Origin of the sequence: Caballeronia sp. DA-9 (assembly GCF_051615025.1) — a bacterium.
Classification (GTDB): Bacteria; Pseudomonadota; Gammaproteobacteria; order Burkholderiales; family Burkholderiaceae; genus Caballeronia; species Caballeronia sordidicola.
In genome coordinates this window covers 3,447,005-3,470,738 of the sequence record NZ_CP195133.1, presented here as the reverse complement: position 1 = coordinate 3,470,738, position 23,734 = coordinate 3,447,005, and the positions used below count along the sequence as shown (strand labels likewise).

Below are 23,734 nucleotides of genomic sequence, written 5' to 3'. Positions count from 1 at the left end.
AGACCAGCTTTAGACGCGGGAGCAATATCATGGCCGTGACATCCGAATCCGACATTGGCCGCGTGTATGTAGACGCTGCGCATCTCGCGCGTCTCGAGTTTCGTGCGCATGGCTTGAGTTTCGTTGCACCCGCGCCGGTATCGAGCATCCTGTCGGGAAGTCATGCGTCCCGGTTGCGCGGACGCGGCCTCAACTTCGAGGAGATTCGCAGTTATCTTCCCGGCGACGATATTCGTCACATCGACTGGAAGGTGTCGTTGCGTCTGGGCAAGGCGCAAATTCGCGCTTATACGGAAGAGCGCGACCGGCCGCTGCTGGTTGTTGTCGACCAGCGCATGAGCATGTTCTTTGGTTCGAGCCGCGCGTTCAAGTCGGTGGTCGCGGCAGAGGTTGCGGCGCTCGCCGTATGGATGGGGTTTGCATCGGGCGACCGCGTGGGCGGCGTGATCTTCGACGACAACAACGTTGTCCGCATCCGCCCATTGCGCAGCCGCAGCCGCATCAAGGTGCTGTTTGGCGTCCTAGCCAGGATGAACCAGGCGCTGCATGCCGATAGCGCCACAAGGACGAATTACGCTCAGCTCGACGCCGCGCTTCAAGGCGTGCTGCAACTTGCGGGACACGACTACCTGATTTGCATCGCGAGCGATTTTGCGGGCGCGACCGAGCGCACCCGCAAGCTTTTGCGGCAGCTATCCAGGCACAACGACGTTATCGCGGCGATGGTCTACGACCCGCTTTGGCAGCGCATGCCGGAGCATCGCGCCCTGGTGATCAGTGAAGGGCAGTTGCAGGTCGAATTGCGCATCGAGCAGGAGAAGGTGAGGACGCCGCTTGCCGGGTTGTTCAAGGATCGTACTGACGAAGTCGCGGCGTTATTGCGATCGAGTGGCGTGCCGTTGATGGCGTTATCGACCGATGAACCTGCCGTTGAACAGGTCCGGCGCCTGTTCGGCGAACGTGCGCATCCGGCGCTTGCGAGCGGCTTATGAACGGCCCGCAAAACGCGTCGCTCAAGCCTGCGGACACACCCGTCGCGCTCAGTACGCTGCAGGAATTGCCACTGCCGCAACCGGCTTCCTGGGCGCCTCAAACGCCCGGGTGGCTGGCGGTTGGCATCGTACTGATTCTGCTTGCGCTTTGGGTTGCGTGGGCAGGATGGCGTCGGCACAGGAGGGAGCGGTATCGGCGGGCAGCGTTGGAGGAACTCAAGCAGATTGAAGCGGCTCTGGACGATGAGTCGCGCCACGCCGTTGCGCTTGCGGCGATTCCCGCGCTCATCAAACGGACCTCGCTCGCGGCCATGCCGAAAGCGCACGTTGCTGCTTTGAGCGGCAACGAATGGCTCGCGTTTCTCAAGCGGACGAACGGGCGTTTCGATGAACGCAGCGGTGCGCTCCTGACCGTGATGAGCTACGCACCCGCTGAAGAAATCGCGGCGCTTTCGAAGAACGAAATCGATACGCTGCTAAGCGCCACGCGCGACTGGATCCAGCGCCATCATGTGGAAATTTGACTTCCCGTGGATGTTCCTGTTGCTGCCCGTACCGCTGATCGTATGGTGGTCCGTGCCCGCGTGGCGCACGACCACATCGGCGATCCGCATGCCATTTTTCCACGAGATGGCGCAAGCGGCGGGCGAGGAGCCCGCGCCCGGCGGCGTGCGTTTGAGACGCAACATCCTGCAGCGCCTGACCATGCCGCTGCTCTGGGTGCTGCTTGTCACGGCTGCGGCGAAGCCGGTGTTTGTCGAACCGCCCGTTACTCACGACGAACCCGCGCGAGACCTGATGCTCGCAATCGATCTGTCCGAATCCATGAGCACGCGCGACTTCGTGAGCGCAGTAACCGGTGAACGCATGGACCGGCTGACGGCGGTAAAAAGTGTGGTGAGAGATTTTGTGGCAAAGCGCAAAGGGGATCGCATTGGCGTGGTGGTATTCGGCGAGGCGGCCTATCCGCAAGCGCCGCTGACGCTCGATCACGACAGCGTTCTTCTGCTGCTCAACCAGATGCAGATCGGCATGGCGGGTCCCCGTACGGCCATTGGCGATGCTATCGGCTTGACAGTGAAGCTGATGGACAAGTCACAAGCCCAGGAGAAGGTGCTGATCCTGCTGACCGATGGCAACGACACCAGCAGCGCCATTCCGCCCGAACGCGCAGCGGATATTGCGAAGAATCACAAGCTGGTGATCCACACCATAGGCATAGGCGACCCGAGCGCGACGGGCGAAGACAAAGTCGATCTCGATGCATTGAAGCGCATCGCGGATATCACCGGTGGCCAGTCGTTTCACGCGCTGGGCAATCCGCAGGAACTCGCGGACGTGTACACGACGCTCGACAGGATGACGCCCGAAAAAGTGAAGCGCGAGACGTATCGTCCGCAGCGCGATTTCTTCTGGATACCGCTTGCAGTCGCGCTATTGCTGCTCACGCTATACCACTGCCTGGCGTTGCTGCTTGCCGTACTTCGTGCGCCGCGCCACGAACAGGTCAAAGGTGCGGCGCATGGAAATTGACCTCACCGCTTTCCATTTCCTGCGGCCTTATTGGTTGTGGCTGCTCGTTCCGGCTGTGCTGCTGCCGGTCTGCTGGCATCGGCGAAATAGCGTGCGCGCGCGTTGGCACGCCATCATTTCGCCCGCGCTGCTTGAACATCTGATTGTTGGCGACGCAGCGCGCCGACGGATCAAGCCAGTTCATGCGCTTGCTGTGTTTATCGGCGTGGCGGCCGTGGCGGTGGCCGGCCCGACGTGGCAGCAGGAGCGCCCGCCGTTCAATCAGGACAAGGCGCCCCTTGTGATCGTGCTGGAGCTTGCCCATTCCATGGATGCAACGGACGTGGCGCCAACGCGGCTGGAGCGCGCCAAGCAAAAGGTGCTCGACCTTGCGAATGCGCGCAAGGGCGCGCGCACGGGGCTCGTGGTGTTCGCGTCCACGGCGCATCTCGTCGTGCCGCCAACCGAAGATCCAGCCATGCTCGAGTTGTACTTGCCAGCGCTCACGCCCGCCGTCATGCCACGCGATGGCAAGAATGCAAATGCGGGCCTCGAGATCGCGGAGCAACTCCTCGCGAGGGATCCGGTGGCGGGAACGATCGTTTTTATCAGCGATGGTTTCGATCCAAATCATGCCGATGCATTCGTTGCGAAGGCCACGCAGTCGCATCATCAGCTTCTCTGGCTCGCAGTTGGAACGGAGGATGGCGGCGCGATTCGCGGCGCGAACGGCGCGCTTACACTGGGCTCCGACGGTCTGCCCATCATGGGTACATTCGATGCCGAAGGCATCCGCAAAGTGGCGCACGACGCAGGCATTCCGCTCGCGAGCGTGCGCGCAGACAGCGATGACGTTGCGTGGGTCCAGCGCCGCGCGCAGACATGGCTCGCTGAAGCCGACGAATCGAAACGAACGCCGCGCTGGAAAGAGACGGGCTATTGGCTTGTCATGCCATTGCTCGTACTCGGGGCTTTAGGTTTTCGCCGGGGTTGGACAGTCAAATGGCTGCCGGCCGTGTTGGTTGCATTCACCTTCAGCGCTGCGCCTCGCGATGCGCAAGCGGCATCGTGGAACTGGGTGGACTTATTCGCCACGCACGATCAACAAGGCCGCTGGTATTTCGAACACGCGGATTTCAAGGCGGCCGCTCAACACTTCGATGATCCTTTGTGGAAGGGTCGCGCGCTGTATCTGGCGGGCGATTTCAGCGGCGCGCTCGAGGCCTTTTCCAGGCTGAAGACTGCGCAGTCGTATTTCTACATAGGCAACACGCTGGCGCATCTGGAAGACTATCCGTCCGCAATCAAGGCCTACGACAAAGCGCTGACGCTCAAGCCCGACATGCGCGAGGCGGCATTCAACCGCGACCTGCTCAAGAAGCTTTTAGCGAAGCCCAAGCAAGACCCGCAACAAGACGAAGAGGATGAAGAATCGGACGACATAAAAATCGAAAAGAAGAAGGGCAAGATTGAGCAGAGCACGCTCATTGCCGTTCCGGCAGAGGACGTATGGATGCGCAATCTGAATACGTCGCCGGCTGCGTTTTTGCATCGGCGGTTCGAGCAGGAATCCGACGCCAACTCCGCGAGCGCGCCATGACAGCCCGATGGATCACGCGGATATGGATGATCGCGGCGCTGCTGGCGTCGGCGTCGATCTTTGCGCAAGGCGTGCCTCAACTCAAGGTCCGCGCGCATCTCGAACCATCGGGCACAGTGGTGGCGGGTTCGGAAGTCAAGCTGGTTGTGGAGTGCCTGACGACGACGTTTTTCACTGAGGCGCCTGACTGGCCGTTGTTCAACGTGCCCGGCGCGCTGGTCGCTCTTCCGGACGAACAAGCGGAGAACCTGCACGAGACCATCGACGGCGTCGCTTGGTACGGCGTAAGCCGAGCGTACCGGATCGTGCCGCAAGCAGCCGGCGCGCTCAGCATTCCGGCGTTTGCGATCACGGTGCATCCTGGTCCGGGCGGCGCGAATGTGCCAGCAACGTTGACCACGCCCGCATTGAAATTCGTCGCCACGGTTCCTGAAGGGGCCGAGGGCATGCGCATCCTTTTTCCGACGCAGAAGCTGAGCGCTACCCAGACACTCACGCCGTCGTTGCACGATCTCAAGGCGGGTGGATCGCTCACGCGCAGCGTCACGCAGGTCGCCGCTGGAACCGAGTCGATGCTGATTCCGCCAGTCGAGTTCAGCGAGGTCGACGGGCTCAAGCGTTACCCCAAGCCGTCAGCGACCCGGAATGTCATTCAGGATCGCGCGGGGCTGGTCGCCGGCGAGCGCACGGATTCCGCGACGTATGTAATCGATCGCAGTGGCAAGTTCAAACTGCCGCCTGTGACTATCGAATGGTGGAATACGGCGGCGAAAAGAAAGGAATCGATTGTCTTGCCGGCCGTGAGCTTCTCTGCGTCATCGGCCAATGAAAGACCTCTTTTCGATATCCCCGCCGACGCGCTGTCCAAAGGCGGCGTGCATCGAATTCTGATTATTGACCGATGGCAAGCGATTTTGGCGGCTGGACTTCTGGTGTTCGCGCTGGCTTTGGTCTGGGCTTACCCGCGGCTGGCTGCACGCTTCAGGCATGTCAGGCAAGCGTTGCTGGATGCGCGAAAACGCCATGCAGACAGCGCTGCGCCAGCATGGCGGGCATTGCAGGTTGCGGCGCGCAAAGGGGCCTTGAAGTCCACCATTCCCTTGTTGTATCGATGGATGGATCGAAGTTCCGATCTCAAGCATCCGGCGCAAGTGGATGAATTAAATGCGCTAGGCGGACCGCAGCTTGACGCGCTGGTTAGCGCAGTTCATGCGCATTATTCCAATCAGCCGGTCAGCAGGTCCGATTGGCGCAAATCGCAACATGCGCTTGGTAGCGCCGTTAAACGAACGCGTAAGAAACGCGCGATGCAATCGCCGCTTCCGCCGCTCAACAAATACTAAGCCCTAAGAAAAAGCGGGCGTGTCAAACCACGGAAATTATCGCTGAGCTATACTTCCCGTCGTGAAAATCCTGCGTACATTGTTCGTCTTGTGGCTTTGCGCGGTGCTGCCCTTAACCGGGCTGGCAGCCAGCGGCTCGGCCGGACCTTGTCCCATGCAGACCATGACAATGGACACCGCAAGCGCCATGTCGCAGTCCATGCCGGGTTGTGATTCCATGGCATCGGATTCCATGTCGGGACATGACAGCAAATCCAAAAGTCCTCTGTGCAAGATGGACGTGCAATGCCAAATGGGCTGCATGACTATTCCGGCCTCTGCGCCAAGCATTGCGCGGAGCTTGCGCGCTTATCGTCCCGTGTTTTTCCACGCCACGCAGTCGCTCTTTGTCCGCGAGCCTGACGGCTTGTGGAAACCTCCTCGCCCGCTCTAATTCCCTTTGCTAAATGTTCGCTGCTTGCGCGGCGAGGTCGTCCTGCATCCAGGACGTGATTCCCTATGGGATTCGACCGTCGGGGTTGAGAAATGTGTTCATCTTTTATTGTGCCCATATTGCGGCATGGACAAGTGCGCGCGGTCGCTCTTGTCTTATTCATGTGGGGCGGCGCGACCCTTAAGGCCAGCGCTCAGGAATCCCCTTTGACACTGGATGCCGCGCTGCAATCGGCAACCGATCGATCCGCCTCCATGCAGGCGGCGCAGTCATCGATTCGTGCGAGTGCGCAAGGCGTGGTCAGGGCTGGCCAGTTGCCCGATCCGACACTCAAGGCTGGTATCGACAATTTGCCTGTGAATGGTCCGCAAGGATTCACCATAGGGCAAGACTTCATGACGATGCGGCGTGTCGGCATTGAACAGGAATGGGTGTCGTCGGAGAAAAGGCGCTTGCGTAGCGCGCTCGCGAATCAGGAGGTCGATCGCGAACGCTCCGGTTATCTTGCGCAATGGGTGAATGTGCGCGAGCAAACCGCGACCGCGTGGCTCAACGCGGCGTATGCCAAGAAAGCGCTGTCGCTGCAGCAGGAACTCGTCGATCACATGGTGCACGAGTTGTCTGCCACTCAGGCGTCGTACCGGGGCGCCAAAGCCAGCGCCGCCGATGTCACCCAAGCGCAGGTCATGCTCGCGCAAACGCGTGATCAATTGCTGAAGGCGCAGCAAGTGCTGCAGACGGCGCTCATTGGCTTGTCGCGATGGACCGCCGCGCCCGTCACCGATATATCCGGCGAGCCGCCCACGCCGCAGTCCGTGGTGGCGTCGCTGCCGCCCGAGGAGTTGCAGCGGGTCGAGCCGGCGCTGATCAGCGCGTCCTCGGAAATAGCCGTGGCCGACGCGGACACAGCCGTGGCGCAAAGCAATCGCAATCCGAACTGGACATGGGAAGTGGCGTATCAGCAGCGCGGCGGTCAGTTCTCGAACATGGTGTCGGTGGGCGTCAGCATTCCGATCCCGTTGAACCGGCGCGATCGCCAGGACCGCGATACCGCCGAAAAAGCCGAGCTCGGCACCAAGGCGCGTCTCATGTACGAAGACGCGCAACGACAAGTCAATGCCGATATCCGTAATCTCGCCGCCACGCTCGCAAGCGGGCGCGAGCGGGTCGACAACCTGAGCACGGCGCTTTTGCCGGCTGCGAACCAGCGCCTGCAGTTATCGACCGCAGCTTACCGCGCGGGAACAGGATCGCTCGCCGATACCTTCGCCGCCAGGCGCGCGATGCTCGATGCGCGGCTTCAAGTGCTCGATCTTCAACGCGATGTCTCGCTCACGTGGGCGCAGCTCGAGTATCAGGTCGTGCCGCCTTCCATGACCTACGGACAGTGAGATAACGATGAACACACTGCAAATCACTCGCGCGGTCCTTTTGATGTTCGCGGCAGCCGCGTTGCTGGGTGCGGGATACGTGGCCGGGACGCGTCGTGCGAATCCTGATGCTCCCGCGCTAGCGGTTGCGTCCGGCGGCGGCAAAGTGGACCCGAAGACGGGGCGCAAAGTGCTCTATTGGCACGACCCGATGTCGCCCAACCAGCACTTCGACAAACCCGGCAAGTCGCCCTTCATGGACATGCAGCTCGAGCCCGTTTTCGCGGACGAAGGAGGGGGATCGACCGGCATCAAAATAGACGCGGGGCTTCAACAGAACCTTGGCATTCGATACGCCACCGCTCGCCGCGTCAACGTGGCGACAAGCTTCGAAGCCGTGGGCGCGACCCAGTTCGATGAATCGCTGACCGACGTGGTTCAGTCGCGCGTGACGGGCTATATCGACCGGTTGTATGCGAACGCGCCCATGCAGCGCGTGAGCAAAGGTGCGCCGATTGCGTCGCTGTTCGTGCCGGATTGGCTTGCGCCGCAAGAGGAATATCTCGCGTTGAAACGCAGCGGCATGGACGACTCCATGCTCACGGCGTCGCGTGCCCGGATGCGCGCGTTGTCGATTCCCGATGGTCTTGTCGCAAGTCTCGATCACACCGGCAAGGTGCAGACGCATGTCACGCTCACGGCGCCATCAAGCGGCGTTGTCAGCGAACTGAACGTGCGCGACGGCGCAATGGTCGCGCCCGGTCAGACGCTTGCCAGGATCGCGGGTTTGAATCCGCTTTGGCTCGTGGTCGAAATCCCCGAGACCATGGCGTTGCAAGTCAGGACCGGCATGAGCGTGGACGCGGTGTTCGCGGGCGATGCCACCCGGCATTTCAGTGGCCATATCCGCGAGATCCTGCCCGGCATCACCGCGAGCAGCCGCACGTTGCAAGCGCGGCTTTCCATCGATAACCAGGATCAGCAACTCACGCCCGGCATGCTGATGCGCGCGCGCATTGGCGGTGCGACTACCGCATCGCGGCTCGTCGTGCCGTCCGAGTCGGTGATCGCGACCGGCAAGCGTTCCGTTGTGATCGTCAAGCAGGCCGATGGCCGGCTGCAACCTGTGGCGGTCACGACAGGCAGCGACACAGGGAGCGACACCGAAGTACTCAGCGGCTTGACCGAAGGCGAACAGGTCGTGGCGTCAGGACAATTCCTGATCGATTCGGAAGCGAGCTTGAAGTCGGTGCTTCCAAGGCTTAAATCAGCACCCGCATCGGACGTCGCCGCGCAGGTCTATGAAACCACCGGCAAGGTCGAAGCCGTCACCGGCCACGACATCACGCTGTCGCATCAACCCGTAGCGGCATTGGGATGGGGCGCGATGACGATGTCCTTTGGCAAACCGTCTGCAACCGCGTTCTCCGATGTCAAAACCGGCGACACCGTGCACTTCCACTTCATGCAATCGGACGATGGCTACGAACTGACGAAGGTCGAACGCATGGAGGCCGCCAAATGATCGAGCGACTGATCCGATGGTCGATTCAAAACCGTTTCCTGGTGCTGCTGGCAACGCTTTTGATCACAGGCTGGGGCGTGTATTCAGTCATGCTGACGCCGCTCGACGCGCTGCCCGACCTGTCCGATACGCAGGTGATCATCAAGGCGTCGTATCCGGGCAAGGCGCCGCAGGTGATCGAAGATCAGGTGACGTATCCGCTGACCACGACACTTCTCGGCGTGCCGGGGGCGAAGACGATTCGCGCGTATTCGTCGTTCGGCGATGCCTTCGTCTATGTCCTCTTCGACGACAAGACCGATCAGTATTGGGCGCGCTCGCGCGTGCTGGAATATCTGAATCAGGTGCAAAGCCGGCTTCCGCAAGGTGCGACGGTGTCGTTGGGTCCCGATGCCACAGGCGTGGGCTGGGTCTACGAATATGCACTCGTCGACAGAACCGGCAAGCACGATCTCGGTCAGCTTCGCGCGCTCAACGACTGGTTTCTCAAGTTCGAACTCAAGGCCTTGCCCGATGTGTCGGAAGTGGCGTCCGTTGGCGCAATGGTGCGTCAGTACCAGGTCGTGCTCGATCCCGACAAACTCCGCGCTTATGGCATCACGCAAGAGACCGTTGCCACTGCGTTGAAGAAAGCCAATCAGGAGTCGGGCGGCTCCGTGATCGAGTTGGCGGAGTCTGACTACATGGTGCGTTCGTCGGGCTATCTGCATTCGCTCGATGACTTCCGCCATGTCGTTCTTCGCGCCAACGATTCCGGAACACCCGTGTTGCTTGGCGACGTGGCGCGCATTCAGATCGGACCCGAAATGCGTCGCGGCATTGCGGAACTGAATGGCGAGGGCGAGGTGGCGGGCGGCGTGATCGTGATGCGTTCCGGCAAGAATGCACTGACCACGATCGAAGCGGTGAAGGCAAAACTCGATACGCTCAGGAAGTCCTTGCCTGCAGGCGTTGAAGTGGTCACGACCTACGACAGGTCGAAGCTGATAGAACGTGCCGTCGACAACCTGCGCGACAAGCTGATCGAAGAATTTGTGATCGTCGGGCTGGTCTGCGCGCTTTTCCTGTTTCATTTGCGCAGCGCCTTCGTCGCGATTCTTTCTTTGCCGCTTGGCGTGCTCGCGGCGTTTATCGTGATGCGTTATCAGGGCGTCAATGCGAACCTGATGTCGCTCGGCGGCATTGCGATTGCGATTGGTGCAATGATCGACGCGGCCATAGTGATGATTGAGAACGCGCACAAGCATCTCGAAGCGCATGAACACGCGCATCCGGATCAGCCAATCACGCCCATGCAGCGATGGGAATTGATAGCGGCATCGGCGGCGGAGGTCGGACCCGCGTTGTTCTTTTCGCTGCTCATCATCACGATGTCGTTCATTCCCGTGTTCTCGCTGGAGGGTCAGGAAGGGAAGCTGTTTTCGCCGTTGGCGTTCACGAAGACCTACACCATCGCGGCGGCGGCCTTGTTGTCGGTCACGCTCGTGCCCGTGCTGATGGGTTATCTGGTGCGAGGGCGCATTCCGCACGAGAACGCGAATCCCGTCAATCGCGTGCTGGTCCGCGTGTATCGGCCCTTGCTCGAAGCAACATTGCGCCGCCCCTGGGCTGCGATCGCGCTTGCCGTCATTGCGCTCGCGCTCACCGCGATTCCGTTGTCGCGGCTGGGCGGCGAATTCTTGCCGCCGCTCGACGAGGGCGATTTGCTCTACATGCCGACGGCGCTGCCGGGGATATCGGCGGAAAAGGCGTCGGAGTTATTGCAGCAAACGGACCGGCTGATCAAGACCGTGCCCGAAGTCGCAACGGTGTTCGGCAAATCGGGACGCGCCGATACCGCCACCGATCCGGCGCCGCTGGAAATGTTCGAAACTACGATCCAGTTCAAGCCGCGTGATCAGTGGCGTGCGGGAATGACGCCGGAAAAGCTGGTCGATGAACTTGATCGGACGGTGAAAGTGCCCGGGCTATCGAACGTATGGGTTCCGCCTATTCGCAACCGGCTGGACATGCTGTCCACAGGAATCAAGACGCCGGTCGGCGTGAAGATATCGGGCGGCGACCTTGGCGTGATCGACACGATCGCGACGCAAGTCGAGGCAACGGTGAAGTCGGTGCCCGGTGTATCGTCCGCGCTCGCGGAACGCTTGAACGGCGGCCGTTATATCGATGTCGATATCGACCGGCTCAAGGCTGCGCGATACGGACTCGCGATAGCCGACGTCCAGTCGGTGGTTTCGTCGGCGGTAGGCGGGGAGAACGTGGGCGAGGTGATCGACGGACGCCAACGCTTTCCCATCAACATCCGATATCCGCGCGAAGTCCGCGACTCGCTGGAAAACCTGCGGCGCTTGCCCATTGTCACCGAGCGCGGCGCACAGATCACGCTCGGCGATGTCGCGACGCTCAGGATTGCAGACGGGCCGCCCATGATCCGCAGCGAGAACGCGCGGCTTGCAGGCTACGTGTACGTGGATATCCGCGATACCGACCTGCAGTCGGCCGTCACGGCGATGCAGCGCGCGGTAGCCGAAAAGGTGGTCTTGCCGCCGGGTTATTCGATCGCGTGGTCGGGGCAGTTCGAATACCTGGAGCGTGCGTCGGAGAAGCTTCGTACCGTGATTCCCGTCACGCTCGTGATCATTTTCGTGCTGTTGTTCCTGACCTTCAATTCGGCCGCCGATGCATTGCTGCTGATGTCGACCGTGCCGTTTGCGCTCGTTGGCGGATTCTGGTTGATATGGGCTTTGGGTCATGCGGTGTCGGTCGCGACCGCGGTGGGCTTTATCGCTCTTGCCGGCGTCGCCGCCGAATTCGGCGTGGTGATGCTGCTGTATCTCAAGCGCGCGCTCGAACACCGGCTTCAGGACGGCCGCGCGATCACCGAGGCGCTTCTGCTCGATGCCATTCGCGAAGGCGCGGTGCTGCGCGTGCGTCCCAAGGCGATGACCGTTGCCGTGGTGCTCGCGGGGCTGATCCCCATCATGCTCGGCCACGGCGCGGGCTCGGAAGTGATGCAACGCATTGCTGCACCCATGGTCGGCGGCATGGTCACTGCGCCGGTGCTGTCCATGTTCGTCATTCCCGCTGCATGGTTGCTCGTGAAGCGCCGGCAGTTGCGGCGTCCCCCCGGCACTCAGGTGCCTTCTATTTATTCTGGAGAAATCAAATGAAGAAGCTTGTTTGTATCGCACTGGCGTTCGGTGCTGCGTCCGCTATTTCTCAATCCGTCCTTGCCGACGACGACATGGCCGGGATGAAGATGAGCGCAGGATCGATGAGTCCCGCGGCATCGTCCCAATCCACGCTGACCGATGCCGAAATCCGGAAAGTCGATCCCGCGTCGGGCATGGTCACGCTCAAGCATGGCGCACTGAAGAATGTCGGCATGCCGGCCATGACCATGGCGTTCAAGGCGAAAGATGCGGCAATGCTCAAGCAGGCGCATGAGGGCGACAAGGTGAAGGTGCGCGTGGAAGACGTGGGCGGCACGATGACAATCGTGACAATGCAGAAGCAATAACGCTCAGCTTTCGTTGGGAATAGATCGCGGCATGCGACGCGATCTATTGCGTCTCCAAATGCGCGCTTTCAACGCTTGTCGAGCCAATCCGGAATTAAGAAAGGCCCGGAATTACCGCGCTGCATCCGGCGTTCTTTCAGCCACGTATATAGCTGTGACGCGACGCAATTTCGCACTCGCGCCCGACGGAGAATATCCATGAAAAAAGTCATGCTAAGGGTTGTGGTGGCGGGCGTTTCGGCTGCTTCGCTGTGTATTTCGTGGTCGAGTTTCGCGCAAGGCGGCGGTAACGGGCAGGGCGGTACTGGCGGCGGAAATGCGCATGGCGCGGCCACGTCGGGAATGACGCATTGGGGCGATCCGGTATCAAGTTCGAATAGCGCCACGTCAGGCACCGTGCGCGGTCCGGGCATGGACAAAAGCATGGGCACGGACGCCATGGCGCCTGACAGCACGATGAATTCGCCCAAGAGTGTCCAGTAATGGAGAGCGATGAATCGTCGGCTAGCAAGCCGGCGATTCCACTTGTTGTTTTTTATGCGCCGCGCTTGGGCGTCGTAATCCAAGGACACAATTGCGCTTGAACTAAGCACCGGTATTCGGTTCCTACTTAAGAAGCACGGGAGACGATCAAATGCTTAAGTCAGTTGCATTAGCGCTGTGTCTGGTTTTGCTCGGCGGCTGCGCAGTAGCACCGGGCTACGGTTATGCCCAACCTTACGACGCGGGCTATGCCGCGCCGTATTACTACGGATATCCGCCTGCGTATAGCAGCGTTTATATCGGCGGAGGCTGGGGCGGCGGACACTACTACGACCACGGTCACGGCGGTTACTGGAATGGCAACGGACATGGTTATGGCGGTGGATACGGGCATGGCGGCGGACACGGAGGCCAATGGTCTGGCGGCGGCCATGGCGGCGGCCACGGCGGCGGCGGACATCGCTAGACGCGTGGGTCAGCCAGAGCGGCTTTCAATGGCTCGGGATTGCCGCTCTTTTCTACTACAAATATCGATCAAACGGCGGGCGTGGCGTATAACCCCGATGCATCCGCGGATTCCTGATTGACGATATTTGCCTTGGCCGATTTTCGCCCGGCCTTAGCCGCGAATGCGCGTTTCGTTGTCAGCTTCTTTGCGCCAGCAGTTTTCGCGGCAGCGTTTTTGCGGGTTACTTTCTTGGCCGCCGGTTTCCTGGCCGGATCAATTTCCGTACTGCCGCTGATCAAGAACTTCGAGCGGTCCTTGACGTCCTTGATCCAGAGCGGTGGCCGGGCCCATCCGCTCCACGTGGCACCTGTTTTCGGATCACGATATTTCGCCGGCAGCTTGCCGTTGCCCGTTGCCGTGCCTGATGACTTCGCCTTGGCTGATTTTTGTGCTTTCGCCAGCTTTACTGCCGATCCGGCAGGGCGGCCTCTACGTTTCCTGGGCGTTGAAAGGTGCGCATCTATGTCAGCGGTCGTCAGACCGTGTGCTTCCATGAGCTTGCGGATATTGTCGAGGACCGATTGATTGCGCTTTGCAATGAGCGTTTCTTCTTGCGACTTGAGCTTTCGTAGCTTGGCTTGAATCTGTTCGAGCGTCGGCATTTTGGGTTCCTTGAAAAGTAGTTGTCCGCACTATGCCATGCACTAACTCGTTGCGGAAGTACTCCGAACCGTCTTGATATTAATTGCCGTTGTATCCCCGAATTTGTTTCAATTCTTTGCAGATCGATGATGCTTTATATAAGCCTATTGAAGGCTCGCCGGCGGTCAGAAAGGATTGCATTATTGATGTTGTCCCTTTGACTGCCATTCGATCGAAATATAAAAGCCGGCGAGTCCGCGCGAACGGCTTAAAGCTGCGGACGATCCTAGACAGGTGAAAGCGCGCCACAAGCACGCCGGCATTCGTGGCGCGGCCCCGCACCTGCCGCCGCAATCAAAAATCCCGCGGCCAAAAACCCTACGCATGATTGCGCCATAAACGCAGCGCAAAGTGCGCTGCGTATCCTCGATTACAACCTTGATTATTTCTTCGGAGCTTTCGTAACGGCTTTCGATGGCTTGGAGGCCGGTTTCGACGCCGTCTTTACAGAAGGTTTTGCGTCCGCGGCTGCCTTGCTTTTAGCCGTGGTTTTCTTTGCAGGTTTGTCAGGCGTTTCAGCCAAAGCCTTCGGCTTTTTCTCAACCGCGTCCTCGGTCTTCGTCTTGGCGCTTTTCTTGGCAGCGGGCTTGCTTGCTGCCTTGGACTTGGCCTTTGGCGCGTTCTTACCATCTGTATCTAGAGCTGTTGCTGTTGCTTTTGCTTTTGCTTTAGACCGAGTGGTCTTTTTGACAGCTGCGCCGCTTGAGGGTTGATCGGCACTTGCTGATGCATTCTCGCTTTCCAGAAGTGCGCGCGCTTTTTGCCAGTATTCTTCAGAGCGTCCATGCGGGCGACCGTCCGCTTCCCACAAATGGTAAGCCTGCAGACGAAGCCGTTCTTCAAGGGATTTGTTTTGCATTCAGTTAACCGGTTCGGATTATTCGTGCGTTTATGTTACAGGAGCAGCATTTTGCGTGCGTGATGTTTCTAGTGAACGACAGTGCTTGCAAGTGAACGGTGCAAAGACATTTTTGCTGGTTCCATAATTGCATGCATCTCTGTAATGTCAGTCTTACCGGTGAAGGTTTAACGCAGACCAACGGCGTTGTCGCCCTTACTCAAACAAACGAACGCGCTAGACCAAGATACTTCACAATCACCGCAGCATTTATGGAAAGCGGTCAAGCGGCCGTCCTCTCCCGCCGACCTTGGATGGTCTTAAAATCCGACAAAAGAGCAGAGCCCCGGAGACGCAGATGGAGCATGCTTATTTCAAACTGCTGCACGTCCTGGCAGGGCACCCGGGTTGGGCGCTGGCGGTCGTAGTGCTCGCTTCGTTCCTGGAGTCGATAGCATTCGTTGGAACCTTCGTACCTGGCAGCACGGCGATGTTCGTGGCCGGCGCGCTGGTCGGCACTGGGGTGCTCAACCTTGGCTGGGTTTTCGCATGCGCGATTGCCGGCGCGGTTGCGGGCGACGCCGCGAGCTACTGGTTCGGATGCCGCTACAAGGACAGCATCGCGCAGTCGCGGCCGTTTCGAACGCATCCCGGCATGCTGGGTGCGGGTCAACGCTACTTCGAAGCGCATGGCGCGAAGAGCGTGGTCTTTGCAAGGTTTATCGCGCCGCTGCGTGCAGTCGTGCCCGTGGTCGCCGGCATGCTCGGCATGCGCTCGTCGCGCTTCCTTGCAATCAACATTGTGTCCGCGCTGATCTGGGCGCCCTTGCATATTCTTCCGGGCGTGGTATTCGGAGCATCGATAGAACTCGCGGGCGCGGTATCGTTCAGGCTCGTGGTCTTGCTGGCGATCGCGGTCGCGGTGACGTGGTTCACCTTCAAGCTGACCGCGCTGCTGGTATCCCACGCACGCGCCTGGACGGACGCGTCGCGCCGCCGGGTGCTTGCCTGGGCGCGCCGCCATGACCGCGGTTTCGCGGGGCGCGTGGTGCTTGGCGTGCTCGATCCGAAGCATCAGGCCGCAGCGCTTATTGCCGTCATCTCCGTGTTGCTGCTGGTATCGGCTTCGGTGTTCTTCTCCATCTTGCACGACGTGTCGCACGGCGATCCGCTGGTTCAGATCGACGTATCGGTTTATCGGTTCCTGCAGGCTTTCCGGTCATCATGGGGCGACGCCGTTCTGGCCGTATTCTCGACGCTCGGCAGCGTCCCGACGCTCGGTGCACTCGTCATCCTGGTGGTCGTATGGATGGCGATCGAGCGCCGCTGGCGCACCATGGCTTACTGGCTGACCGCCGTCGCATTCTCGCAGTTACTGATCCTCGCAATCCAGATCACGACGGTGCATCCGCTGCCCGGCGAAGTTGCGTCCGGGTTGCGCGCGTTTCCAAGCAATCACGTTGCGGCGAGCGTGGTCATCTATGGATTTCTGGCCTTCCTGATCGCGCGCCGTGTGGGCATGGCATCCAGAATCCTGACCGCAATGATCACGCTCGCCATCCTGTTTTCCGTTGCATTCGCCGGCGTATATTTCGGCCACTTCACGTTCTCCGATGCCGTCGGCGGCGCGGCGTTGGCGGCGGCCTGGGTCTTCCTGATTGCGCTGACCGCCGTGTGGCGATACCCCGCGAAGCCGCCCGCCCGCCCGATGATGCCCGCCATTGTTCTGGCGCTGGTTGGCGCGAGCGTCGTGCTGCAATCGGAAGCGAGCATTCGGGCAACGGCGCAGGAACCTGCACCCGCGCAAATCAAGGTGACGGCGCTGCAATGGACGGATACCGTGTGGCGGACCTTTTCTTGCTACCGATCCAGCATGGACGGCGACCGGCGTGAGCCGATCACTATTCAATGGAGCGCAACCGCCGCGCAGATCAGTGCGCAATTGAAGGAGCGGGGCTGGACGAAGGGAACGCGTTTATCGGCGCGCAGTATCTTGTCGCTTGTTTCACCGAACGCAACGGCGACCGAGTTGCCTGTGTTGCCGCGACTGAACAATGGTGAACCCTCGGCGCTTGTTTTCACGCGCGAACACTTGAGCGCCGACGAACGCGATGTCCTGCGTTTCTGGCCCACGACATATGTGGTCGAGCATCGGGGAGGACAGGCGCCCACGCCGATCTGGCTCGGCGCATTGGTTCACGAGCGGCTGGTGCGTCCGGCGTGGCCGTTCAACGTCTTGCGGCCCGACAAAGGCGTTGCATCGATGATCGCAACACACGGCGACGGCTCGCCGTGGCATGAACTGGAGGTCGCGAGAAGCGCCGGTTGCGGTGGCATTCCTGTCACGCTCGTGGCCTCGGACGAACGATAACGCCGACTATGGAACGCATCAGCGCCAACGCATGATGCAACATTGCGGGCATACCGCGTAATGAAGGTTTGGGGAGGCGGCCACTTGATCCAGATTCCACCGTCGGCGATAACCAGTTGGGGCAGCGCAGTCGTTTTCGTCAACGTGCTGGTGACGCGGCTTGGCGTGCCATTGCCGATCATCCCCGTGCTTCTATTTGCGGGCTCGGCGATCGCAGCCGGCCTTCTGGTCTTCTCGCACGTCTTGCTCGCCGCAGTGCTGGCGGCATTGATCGGCGACTTCGCGTGGTTCTCCGCGGGACGGATCTATGGCGCGCGCCTCACGGATTTTTTCTCGCGCCGCTCGCTTTCCGTCGATGCCAGCATCCGGACCACGCGCAATCTGTTCGAGCGCTTCGGTATTGCGATTGTTGCCGTGGCGAAATTCGTCCCGGGACTCGCGCTCATCACGCCGCCATTGATGGGCACGACGATGATTTCGCCGCTGAAGTTCGTTGCGTGGGACGCGGCTGGTACGCTTGCGTGGGCCTCGTTCTGGCTGTTGGGCGGGGCGCTGTTCGAGCAGCAGTTGGCGATGCTGTTAATAGTGTTGAGGCCATACGGCGCGTCTATTCTGGACGTGCTCGCGGCTTCCGCGCTGTTCTACCTGATTTATCGATACGTCTTGCGCTGGCGCGTCAGGCGCTGGCTGCGCCGCAGGGTCATCACGCCGCGCAAGCTCAGTGAACTGATGCGGTCGAACTCGCCGCCAGTGGTTGTCGAGGCACGCAAGTGCGCTGATCGCGACGAACAGGGCGTCCGGATTCCCGGCGCGCGTTTGCTTGATCCGGACCTCTTGGAAAGTATCGATATCGCGCTTCGTGCCGCCACGATCGTGGTCTATTCCTCTTCGAGCGATGTCGCCGCACGCCGGGTAAGCCGCCGGCTACGCGCAAAAGGATTCGTGAATGTGCGGACGTTGTACGGTGGACTGGACGAATGGGTTCGGCTCGGTTACGCGGTCGAACCGCTGCCGCCTGATTTCGATGCAATGGGCGCATCCATGGCGCGATCCTGATTGCAGCTTCAACTACCACCCGTGTGTATCCATGCGTTTGTGGGGATGCGCTGCGCGCGGGCGCATGGCTAAATACTCCCAACGATGCACGGGGACAAGCTGACATCGATCAGTTCAGCATCGGATATCGGGGAAAAGCGGCGCGTTCGAGGGGAGAGGTGGCGTGCCGGCGACTGGACGAGGCGAGACGTCCGGTCGTCGGCGGCGCTGCGTAGTATCGAAACCTGACTTGAAAACGAAAACGCCGCGTTCAACCGCCGCTTGCGCCAGGTTCCCAATACACGTTCAAACCCATCAATTCAGTCAGCGTCTGCGCCGCCGCTTTCATGCGTTCGCCGACTTCGTTCATTGCGGGCACGGGCGCGTTATCGATGCGTTCTATAAATGGCGTCGTCAGCGTGGCAATTGCATGTCCGGTGCGTCCAAATACGGGGTACGCGAGATTCTTCACGCCCTTGACTTGCCGGCTAGGCATTCGCGCATGTCCGCGCTCGCGGATTCGCGCGAGATCGGCGGCAAGCTGTTTTGCATCGACAGGCAGTTCGCCATCTACCGGGACGTGAAGCTTCAACATGCACTTGCGTTCGAGTTCTTCCTGGAACGCCATCAAGACCTGACCCGAAGCGGTATCGGTCATGCCGATCAGCGTGCCGACCTTCAACGAAAACCCCCAGCGTTCCGGGCTTTCCACGCCCGCGACAATCAACACGCGGCCGTCCTGATACACGCACAAATGGAACGATTGCCGCACGTCGTTGGCGAGTTGCGTCATCAGCGGCAAGGCGGTGGTCACGAGCGACCGAACCGGTTGATGCCTGTGCGCAAGCTGAAATAGCAATAGCGACAACACGTATCGATCACCCATGGCGAGCAGGTATCCGCGCGTCTCGAGCGTGACGACCATGCGGAAAATTTCCGCGGTGGTGCGCCCGAGCGTCTTGCCAAGGTCGGCCAGCGACAAGCCCTCCGGATGGCTCGCCAGCAATTCGATGATGTCCAGCCCCTTCTCGAGCGCCGGCGCCGAATATCGCGTGGTGTCCAAAGTCCCTCCGTCATTTACAGAATGTTCGCCTGCTTGTGTGGCGTGATTGTAGACCCGCCAACGCGCCTCCTTCGATAGAAAAAGCGCGTCTTCGTCCTTCGGGAAAACACCGACGTAAATTCATATATGAAAGAGCGTTTTATCTCTAAAATGATTTGCATCGGTGAAGGGTGCGACAAACAAGGGGCGCTGATGGCTGAAGTGGCATTCAAACAGGTGCAGAAATCGTTCGGCGCCGTGCAGGTGTTGACGCAGATCGACCTGACCGTCAAGGACGGCGAATTCCTCGTGCTTGTGGGACCGAGCGGCTGCGGCAAGTCCACGTTGTTGCGCGCGCTTGCCGGACTTGAAGGCGTGACGCAAGGCCGGATCATGATCGACGGGCGCGTGGTCAACGACCTGCCTCCAAAGGACCGTGACATCGCGATGGTGTTCCAGAACTACGCGCTCTATCCGCATATGAGTGTGCTGGAGAACCTCACGTTCGCGCTGAAACTGCGTGATCTGAAGCCCGATGAAATCGCGACGCGCGCCAACCAGGCGGCGGCCATTCTCGGGCTGCAAGAACTGCTTGGGCGTTATCCGCGGCATTTGTCGGGTGGTCAGCGGCAACGCGTCGCCATGGGGCGCGCCATCGTGCGTGATCCCAAGGTATTTCTCTTCGACGAACCGCTTTCCAATCTGGACGCCAAGCTGCGTGTGCAGATGCGCGCGGAGATCAAGGCGTTGCATCAGCGCCTGCGTGCAACGACGGTCTACGTCACTCACGACCAGATCGAAGCCATGACGATGGCCGACCGCATAGTCGTGCTGAATGGCGGCGTGATCGAACAGATCGGCGCGCCGCTCGACCTCTACGACGATCCGGACAATGTGTTCGTCGCGAGTTTTATCGGTTCGCCGTCCATGAATTTTTTCAACGGCCGCTATGAATTGCAGAGCGATGGCGCGCGCGTGCGCATTGGCGACTTCTCATTGCCGGTTCCGCTAGTCAACGCTCGCGAAGGGCAAGAAGTGACGGTCGGCGTGCGTCCCGAGCATCTTCTGGTTGCGGGCAGCGGCGGTCTTCAGTTCAACGTGGATGTCGTGGAACCTACAGGCGCATCGACCGAATTGTTCGGCACGGTCGCGGGACAGCGCTGCTGCGTGATCGTGAATGGACGCCTGGCTTTGCAGCCTGCACAAAGCGTTCGGCTCGCCGCGGAGCCGGACAACACACTGCTCTTCGATACCGGAACCGGCCGCAGGCTGCGCTAGAAAACACACGAAAGCTTTGGCGCGAGACGTCACGGCATATAACAAAGGAGATGCACCATGCGTAAAGATTCGATAAAAACCGCGGTGAAGATCGCCGTATCCGTGCTGGCTCTAGCAAGCCTGGCCGCAACAACCGCTGCACGCGCCGAGAACGAATACAAAGGTTATACGCTGCGCGTGAAGCTGATTGGCGGCGTGCAATACGAAGCGCTTTACACGCGTATTCCGCTCTGGGAAAAGGAAACTGGCGCGAAGGTCGAGATCATCTCGCGCAAGAGTCACTTCGAGCTTGATCGCGAGTTGAAGCAGGACATTGCGTCTCAGCATATCGACTATTGCGTGTCGTCGAATCACACGAACTTTTCCGCGCAATACCCGATCTTCCGTGATCTCAAAGGCTTGTTCCCCGCGAACTATCTCGCGGCGTTCGCGCCGGCGCTATTGAAGCAGTCCGAGGTGAAGGGGCAACTCGTGCAGATTCCGAGGTCGACGGACATTGAAGCGCTCTACTACAACAAGACTGCCTACGCCGATCCCGCGAATCGCGGTGCCTACAAGCAGAAGTTTGGTCAGGATCTCGCGCCGCCAAAGAACTTTGCCGAGTTCACGCAGCAAGCCACGTTCTTTACCAAGGCGCCGAATTTCTATGGAACGCAATTCCCCGGCAAGGACGAGGCGCTGACAGGCACGTTCTATTCGCTGCTGGTCGCAAACGGCGGCCAGTTACTCGATGGCAAGATGAAGCCGGTCTTCAATTCACCGGCCGGCGTAAAGACGCTTGACTGGTTCGTGAATCTCTATAAAGCCGGCGTGGTGCCCAAGGGCGTTCCAAGCTATGTCTGGGACGATCTGGGCAATAACTTTGCATCGGGCAAGGTCGCGCTTGATCTCGACTGGCCGGGATTTGCGTCGTTCTATAACGACCCCAAGACGTCGAAGCTCGCCGGCAATGTAGGCGTGGTCCGCGCGCCGCTGGGCGCCGCGAACAAGCGGCCGGGCTGGTCCGGTTCGCATAGCTTCTCCATTACCAAAGTCTGCGCGCGGCCGGAAGTGGCGGCGAGCTTTATCCAGTTCCTTACAAGCAAGGATTCGCAGCTGGTGGAAGCACGGCTTGGCTCCATTCCTTCGCGCGTGGACGCGCAGCAAGCCATCGTCCAGGAGTTCAAGACGAAGGATGATCACTTCATGGCGGATGCAATTGCCACGTTTAGCCAGGCCGCAAAGGAAGACTCGTTCACGCCGCCGCGCATTGCGCAATGGAACGAAATTTCCAATGCGTTATGGCCGGAGTTGCAGAAGGCGATCATTGGCGATGAAACCTCGCAGCAAGCGCTCGACAAAGCCGCGAAGAAAGTCGCGGACATCATGCAGGACGCGGCGGACCAGTAACGCTTGATACAACCGAAACGACTCCAGGCTTCCGATGCAATCCAACACGCCTTATTCGATCGGCGGCGAGCCCGCTCTGGCAACGCCGCGCTGGCGTATTCCGCTGCCGGTCAAACTGCTTTTGCCCGCGTTTTTTGCAGTCGGGTTAGTGGTGGTGCTGCCGCTGTTGTTCTCGTTTTATACGAGCTTCACGGCCTATCGTCTCACCGATCCCGACACGCTTTCGCACTGGATCGGCTGGCGCAATTACGGGCGTGCGTTTGCGAACGCGGACTTCTGGGCCGCGTTCGGACGCACGATCCTGTTCCTGACCGTCGCCCTGAATCTGGAACTCCTGCTTGGCCTTGGCGTTGCGCTGCTGCTCAATCAGGTGACCAGGGGACAGCGCGCACTGCGCACGGTGATGATGTTTCCCATGATGTTTTCGCCGGTCCTCGTCGGCTTCCAGTTCAAGTTCATGCTCAACGACAGCACGGGCATTGTGAACAACCTGATGCAGACGTTGTTCGGCGCCAAGTCGGCGTTTCCGTTTCTAGTCGATGCGAACTCGGCACTTGCGTCGTTGATCGCGGCGGAGGTCTGGAACTCCACGCCAATCTTCGCGGTGATCCTGCTCGCCGGTTTGATGGCGTTGCCGAAGGACCCCATAGAAGCGTCGAAGGTCGATGGCTGCACGTCGTGGCAAACCTTCCGATACGTGACGCTGCCGTACCTGATGCCATTCGTTTATATATCGATGACGATTCGCTCACTCGATGTCGGCCGCGCCTACGACATCGTGCGCATCATGACGAACGGCGGTCCGGGCGGACGCACGGAGTTGCTCTGGACAATGGTCGGCCGCATTGCCTACGACGATTCGCGCATGGGTTATGCGAATGCGATTGCGTACGTTTCGGTGCTCGTGTCGATTCTCTTCACGCTGTATTTTTTCCGCAAGCTAAGCGGTGCGCGCAAACACATGGGGCCAGCCTGACATCATGAGCGATATGGCAATCAAAGGCGCATTCATGCGCAAGTCGGCAATGTGGTTCGGCGTGTTTATCGTCATGGCGATCATCTGTCTGCCGGGGCTTTGGGTGGTGCTCAACGCATTCAGATCCAACGTGGCGATCCTCTCGAATCAATCGCCGCTGGTCGGATCGAGTTACACGCTGGATAACTTCAAAAGCATGTTTGGCTATGGGCAGATGGCGTCGCTTCCCATCAGCCAGTATTTTATTAATTCCGTGATCATCTCGTGCGTGAGCACGGTTGCCGCGCTTGCCGTGGGCATACTTGGCGGTTACGCATTCGCGCGCTTCGACTTCAAGCACAAGAAGGTCATGTTCGTCACGCTGATGCTCACGCGCGCCATTCCGGGCATTGCGTTGTCGTTGCCTATCTTCATGCTTTGGGCGTGGACGGGTCTGCTCGATACACGCATTGGCGTGATTCTGGTCTATCTCGCCATGAACGTGCCGTTCACCGTATGGCTCATTGACGGCTTCTTTCGCGAGGTTCCGGTCGAGTTGTCGCAAGCCGCGCAAATTGATGGATGCAATCGCTGGCAAGCATTCTGGCGCATCGAGTTGCCGCTTGCAAAAAGCGGCATTGCGTCGGCGGGCATCTTCGCTTTTCTCACGAGCTGGAACGAGTTCGCGCTCGCCACGCAATTGTGCCGAAGCCCCGACACCAAGACATTGCCCGTTGGGCTCATGGACTTTACCGCGCAGTTCTCCGTCGACTGGGCCGGCATGTGTGCAATGGCCGTGATCATCATCATTCCGGCAATCGTGCTGACGTTCATTGTGCAGAAACACTTGATCGCGGGCCTGACGCTCGGCGGCGTCAAAGGTTGAATCAAGCTG

The 23,734-nt window shown here is 59.9% G+C and carries 21 protein-coding genes; 17 read left to right on the top strand and 4 right to left on the bottom strand.

Features of this window, described 5'->3' with window-relative positions; translation table 11 throughout:
- Window positions 1–29: 29 nt before the first annotated feature.
- The 5 genes from ACRWA7_RS32235 to ACRWA7_RS32215 are packed head-to-tail and all read left to right on the top strand — an operon-like array spanning window position 30 to window position 5,447.
- A complete protein-coding gene (locus ACRWA7_RS32235) occupies window positions 30–992 on the top strand; it encodes a DUF58 domain-containing protein (RefSeq protein WP_060857713.1) in 963 nt (320 codons plus the stop codon).
- On the top strand, window positions 989–1,516 hold the full coding sequence (locus ACRWA7_RS32230) for a DUF4381 domain-containing protein (protein ID WP_438394724.1): 528 nt from the start codon (window positions 989–991) through the stop codon (window positions 1,514–1,516). Before ACRWA7_RS32235 ends, ACRWA7_RS32230 begins: the two co-directional genes overlap by 4 nt.
- On the top strand, window positions 1,503–2,525 hold the full coding sequence (locus ACRWA7_RS32225) for a vWA domain-containing protein (RefSeq protein WP_438394722.1): 1,023 nt from the start codon (window positions 1,503–1,505) through the stop codon (window positions 2,523–2,525). The genes ACRWA7_RS32230 and ACRWA7_RS32225 overlap by 14 nt, the downstream gene beginning before the upstream one ends.
- Window positions 2,515–4,104, top strand: coding sequence for a VWA domain-containing protein (locus ACRWA7_RS32220; RefSeq protein WP_438394720.1), 1,590 nt, complete (start codon window positions 2,515–2,517; stop codon window positions 4,102–4,104). Before ACRWA7_RS32225 ends, ACRWA7_RS32220 begins: the two co-directional genes overlap by 11 nt.
- On the top strand, window positions 4,101–5,447 hold the full coding sequence (locus ACRWA7_RS32215; RefSeq protein ID WP_438394718.1) for a hypothetical protein: 1,347 nt from the start codon (window positions 4,101–4,103) through the stop codon (window positions 5,445–5,447). Before ACRWA7_RS32220 ends, ACRWA7_RS32215 begins: the two co-directional genes overlap by 4 nt.
- 36 nt (window positions 5,448–5,483) lie before the next feature.
- Here ACRWA7_RS32215 and ACRWA7_RS32210 read toward each other — a convergent pair whose 3' ends face one another.
- Complete coding sequence (locus tag ACRWA7_RS32210; RefSeq protein WP_157766685.1) at window positions 5,484–5,666, bottom strand: hypothetical protein; 183 nt, start codon at window positions 5,664–5,666, stop codon at window positions 5,484–5,486.
- Between the two features lie 375 nt (window positions 5,667–6,041).
- Here ACRWA7_RS32210 and ACRWA7_RS32205 point away from each other — a divergent pair, with 375 nt between their 5' ends.
- The 6 genes from ACRWA7_RS32205 to ACRWA7_RS32180 all read left to right on the top strand — a co-directional run bounded on the left by ACRWA7_RS32205 (window position 6,042) and on the right by ACRWA7_RS32180 (window position 13,247).
- Window positions 6,042–7,271: a TolC family protein gene (locus ACRWA7_RS32205; protein ID WP_438396848.1), complete on the top strand. Its 1,230-nt coding sequence runs from the start codon at window positions 6,042–6,044 to the stop codon at window positions 7,269–7,271.
- A gap of 7 nt (window positions 7,272–7,278) precedes the next feature.
- On the top strand, window positions 7,279–8,775 hold the full coding sequence (locus tag ACRWA7_RS32200; RefSeq protein WP_438394716.1) for an efflux RND transporter periplasmic adaptor subunit: 1,497 nt from the start codon (window positions 7,279–7,281) through the stop codon (window positions 8,773–8,775).
- Window positions 8,772–11,948 (top strand): efflux RND transporter permease subunit, encoded by a 3,177-nt coding sequence (locus tag ACRWA7_RS32195; RefSeq protein WP_438394714.1) that lies wholly within the window; start codon window positions 8,772–8,774, stop codon window positions 11,946–11,948. Before ACRWA7_RS32200 ends, ACRWA7_RS32195 begins: the two co-directional genes overlap by 4 nt.
- On the top strand, window positions 11,945–12,298 hold the full coding sequence (locus tag ACRWA7_RS32190; protein WP_438394713.1) for a copper-binding protein: 354 nt from the start codon (window positions 11,945–11,947) through the stop codon (window positions 12,296–12,298). The genes ACRWA7_RS32195 and ACRWA7_RS32190 overlap by 4 nt, the downstream gene beginning before the upstream one ends.
- Window positions 12,299–12,496: 198 nt before the next feature.
- A complete protein-coding gene (locus tag ACRWA7_RS32185) occupies window positions 12,497–12,781 on the top strand; it encodes a hypothetical protein (RefSeq protein WP_060857723.1) in 285 nt (94 codons plus the stop codon).
- A gap of 151 nt (window positions 12,782–12,932) precedes the next feature.
- Window positions 12,933–13,247 (top strand): hypothetical protein, encoded by a 315-nt coding sequence (locus ACRWA7_RS32180; RefSeq protein WP_438394712.1) that lies wholly within the window; start codon window positions 12,933–12,935, stop codon window positions 13,245–13,247.
- Between the two features lie 68 nt (window positions 13,248–13,315).
- Here the strand turns inward: ACRWA7_RS32180 and ACRWA7_RS32175 are convergent, their stop codons facing one another.
- Window positions 13,316–13,891 (bottom strand): H-NS histone family protein, encoded by a 576-nt coding sequence (locus tag ACRWA7_RS32175; RefSeq protein ID WP_060857725.1) that lies wholly within the window; start codon window positions 13,889–13,891, stop codon window positions 13,316–13,318.
- A 422-nt stretch (window positions 13,892–14,313) separates the two neighbouring features.
- Window positions 14,314–14,790 carry a DUF2934 domain-containing protein gene (locus ACRWA7_RS32170; protein WP_438394710.1) on the bottom strand — a complete coding sequence of 159 codons (477 nt, stop codon included), beginning with the start codon at window positions 14,788–14,790 and terminating at the stop codon, window positions 14,314–14,316.
- A gap of 337 nt (window positions 14,791–15,127) precedes the next feature.
- Between ACRWA7_RS32170 and ACRWA7_RS32165 the strand changes: the two genes are divergently transcribed.
- Window positions 15,128–17,140, top strand: coding sequence for a VTT domain-containing protein (locus ACRWA7_RS32165; RefSeq protein ID WP_438394709.1), 2,013 nt, complete (start codon window positions 15,128–15,130; stop codon window positions 17,138–17,140).
- Between the two features lie 84 nt (window positions 17,141–17,224).
- Window positions 17,225–18,196 carry a VTT domain-containing protein gene (locus tag ACRWA7_RS32160; RefSeq protein ID WP_438394707.1) on the top strand — a complete coding sequence of 324 codons (972 nt, stop codon included), beginning with the start codon at window positions 17,225–17,227 and terminating at the stop codon, window positions 18,194–18,196.
- Window positions 18,197–18,446: 250 nt separating this feature from the next.
- On the opposite strand, the gene ACRWA7_RS32155 is transcribed toward ACRWA7_RS32160, so the two are convergent.
- Window positions 18,447–19,238, bottom strand: coding sequence for an IclR family transcriptional regulator (locus ACRWA7_RS32155; protein WP_438394705.1), 792 nt, complete (start codon window positions 19,236–19,238; stop codon window positions 18,447–18,449).
- Between the two features lie 192 nt (window positions 19,239–19,430).
- On the opposite strand from ACRWA7_RS32155, the gene ACRWA7_RS32150 reads away from it, so the two are divergent.
- From ACRWA7_RS32150 to ACRWA7_RS32135, 4 genes are read left to right on the top strand one after another with little or no spacing between them, the layout of a single operon-like run.
- Window positions 19,431–20,495 (top strand): ABC transporter ATP-binding protein, encoded by a 1,065-nt coding sequence (locus ACRWA7_RS32150; RefSeq protein ID WP_438394703.1) that lies wholly within the window; start codon window positions 19,431–19,433, stop codon window positions 20,493–20,495.
- A 57-nt stretch (window positions 20,496–20,552) separates the two neighbouring features.
- Window positions 20,553–21,884, top strand: a complete 1,332-nt coding sequence (locus ACRWA7_RS32145; RefSeq protein ID WP_438394701.1) for an ABC transporter substrate-binding protein — start codon at window positions 20,553–20,555, stop codon at window positions 21,882–21,884.
- 34 nt (window positions 21,885–21,918) lie between these two features.
- Entirely contained in the window at window positions 21,919–22,860 is a 942-nt protein-coding gene (locus ACRWA7_RS32140) for a carbohydrate ABC transporter permease (protein ID WP_060857729.1), read from the top strand.
- Window positions 22,861–22,873: 13 nt separating this feature from the next.
- A complete protein-coding gene (locus ACRWA7_RS32135; RefSeq protein WP_438396847.1) occupies window positions 22,874–23,725 on the top strand; it encodes a carbohydrate ABC transporter permease in 852 nt (283 codons plus the stop codon).
- The last annotated feature ends 9 nt before the right edge of the window (window positions 23,726–23,734 follow it).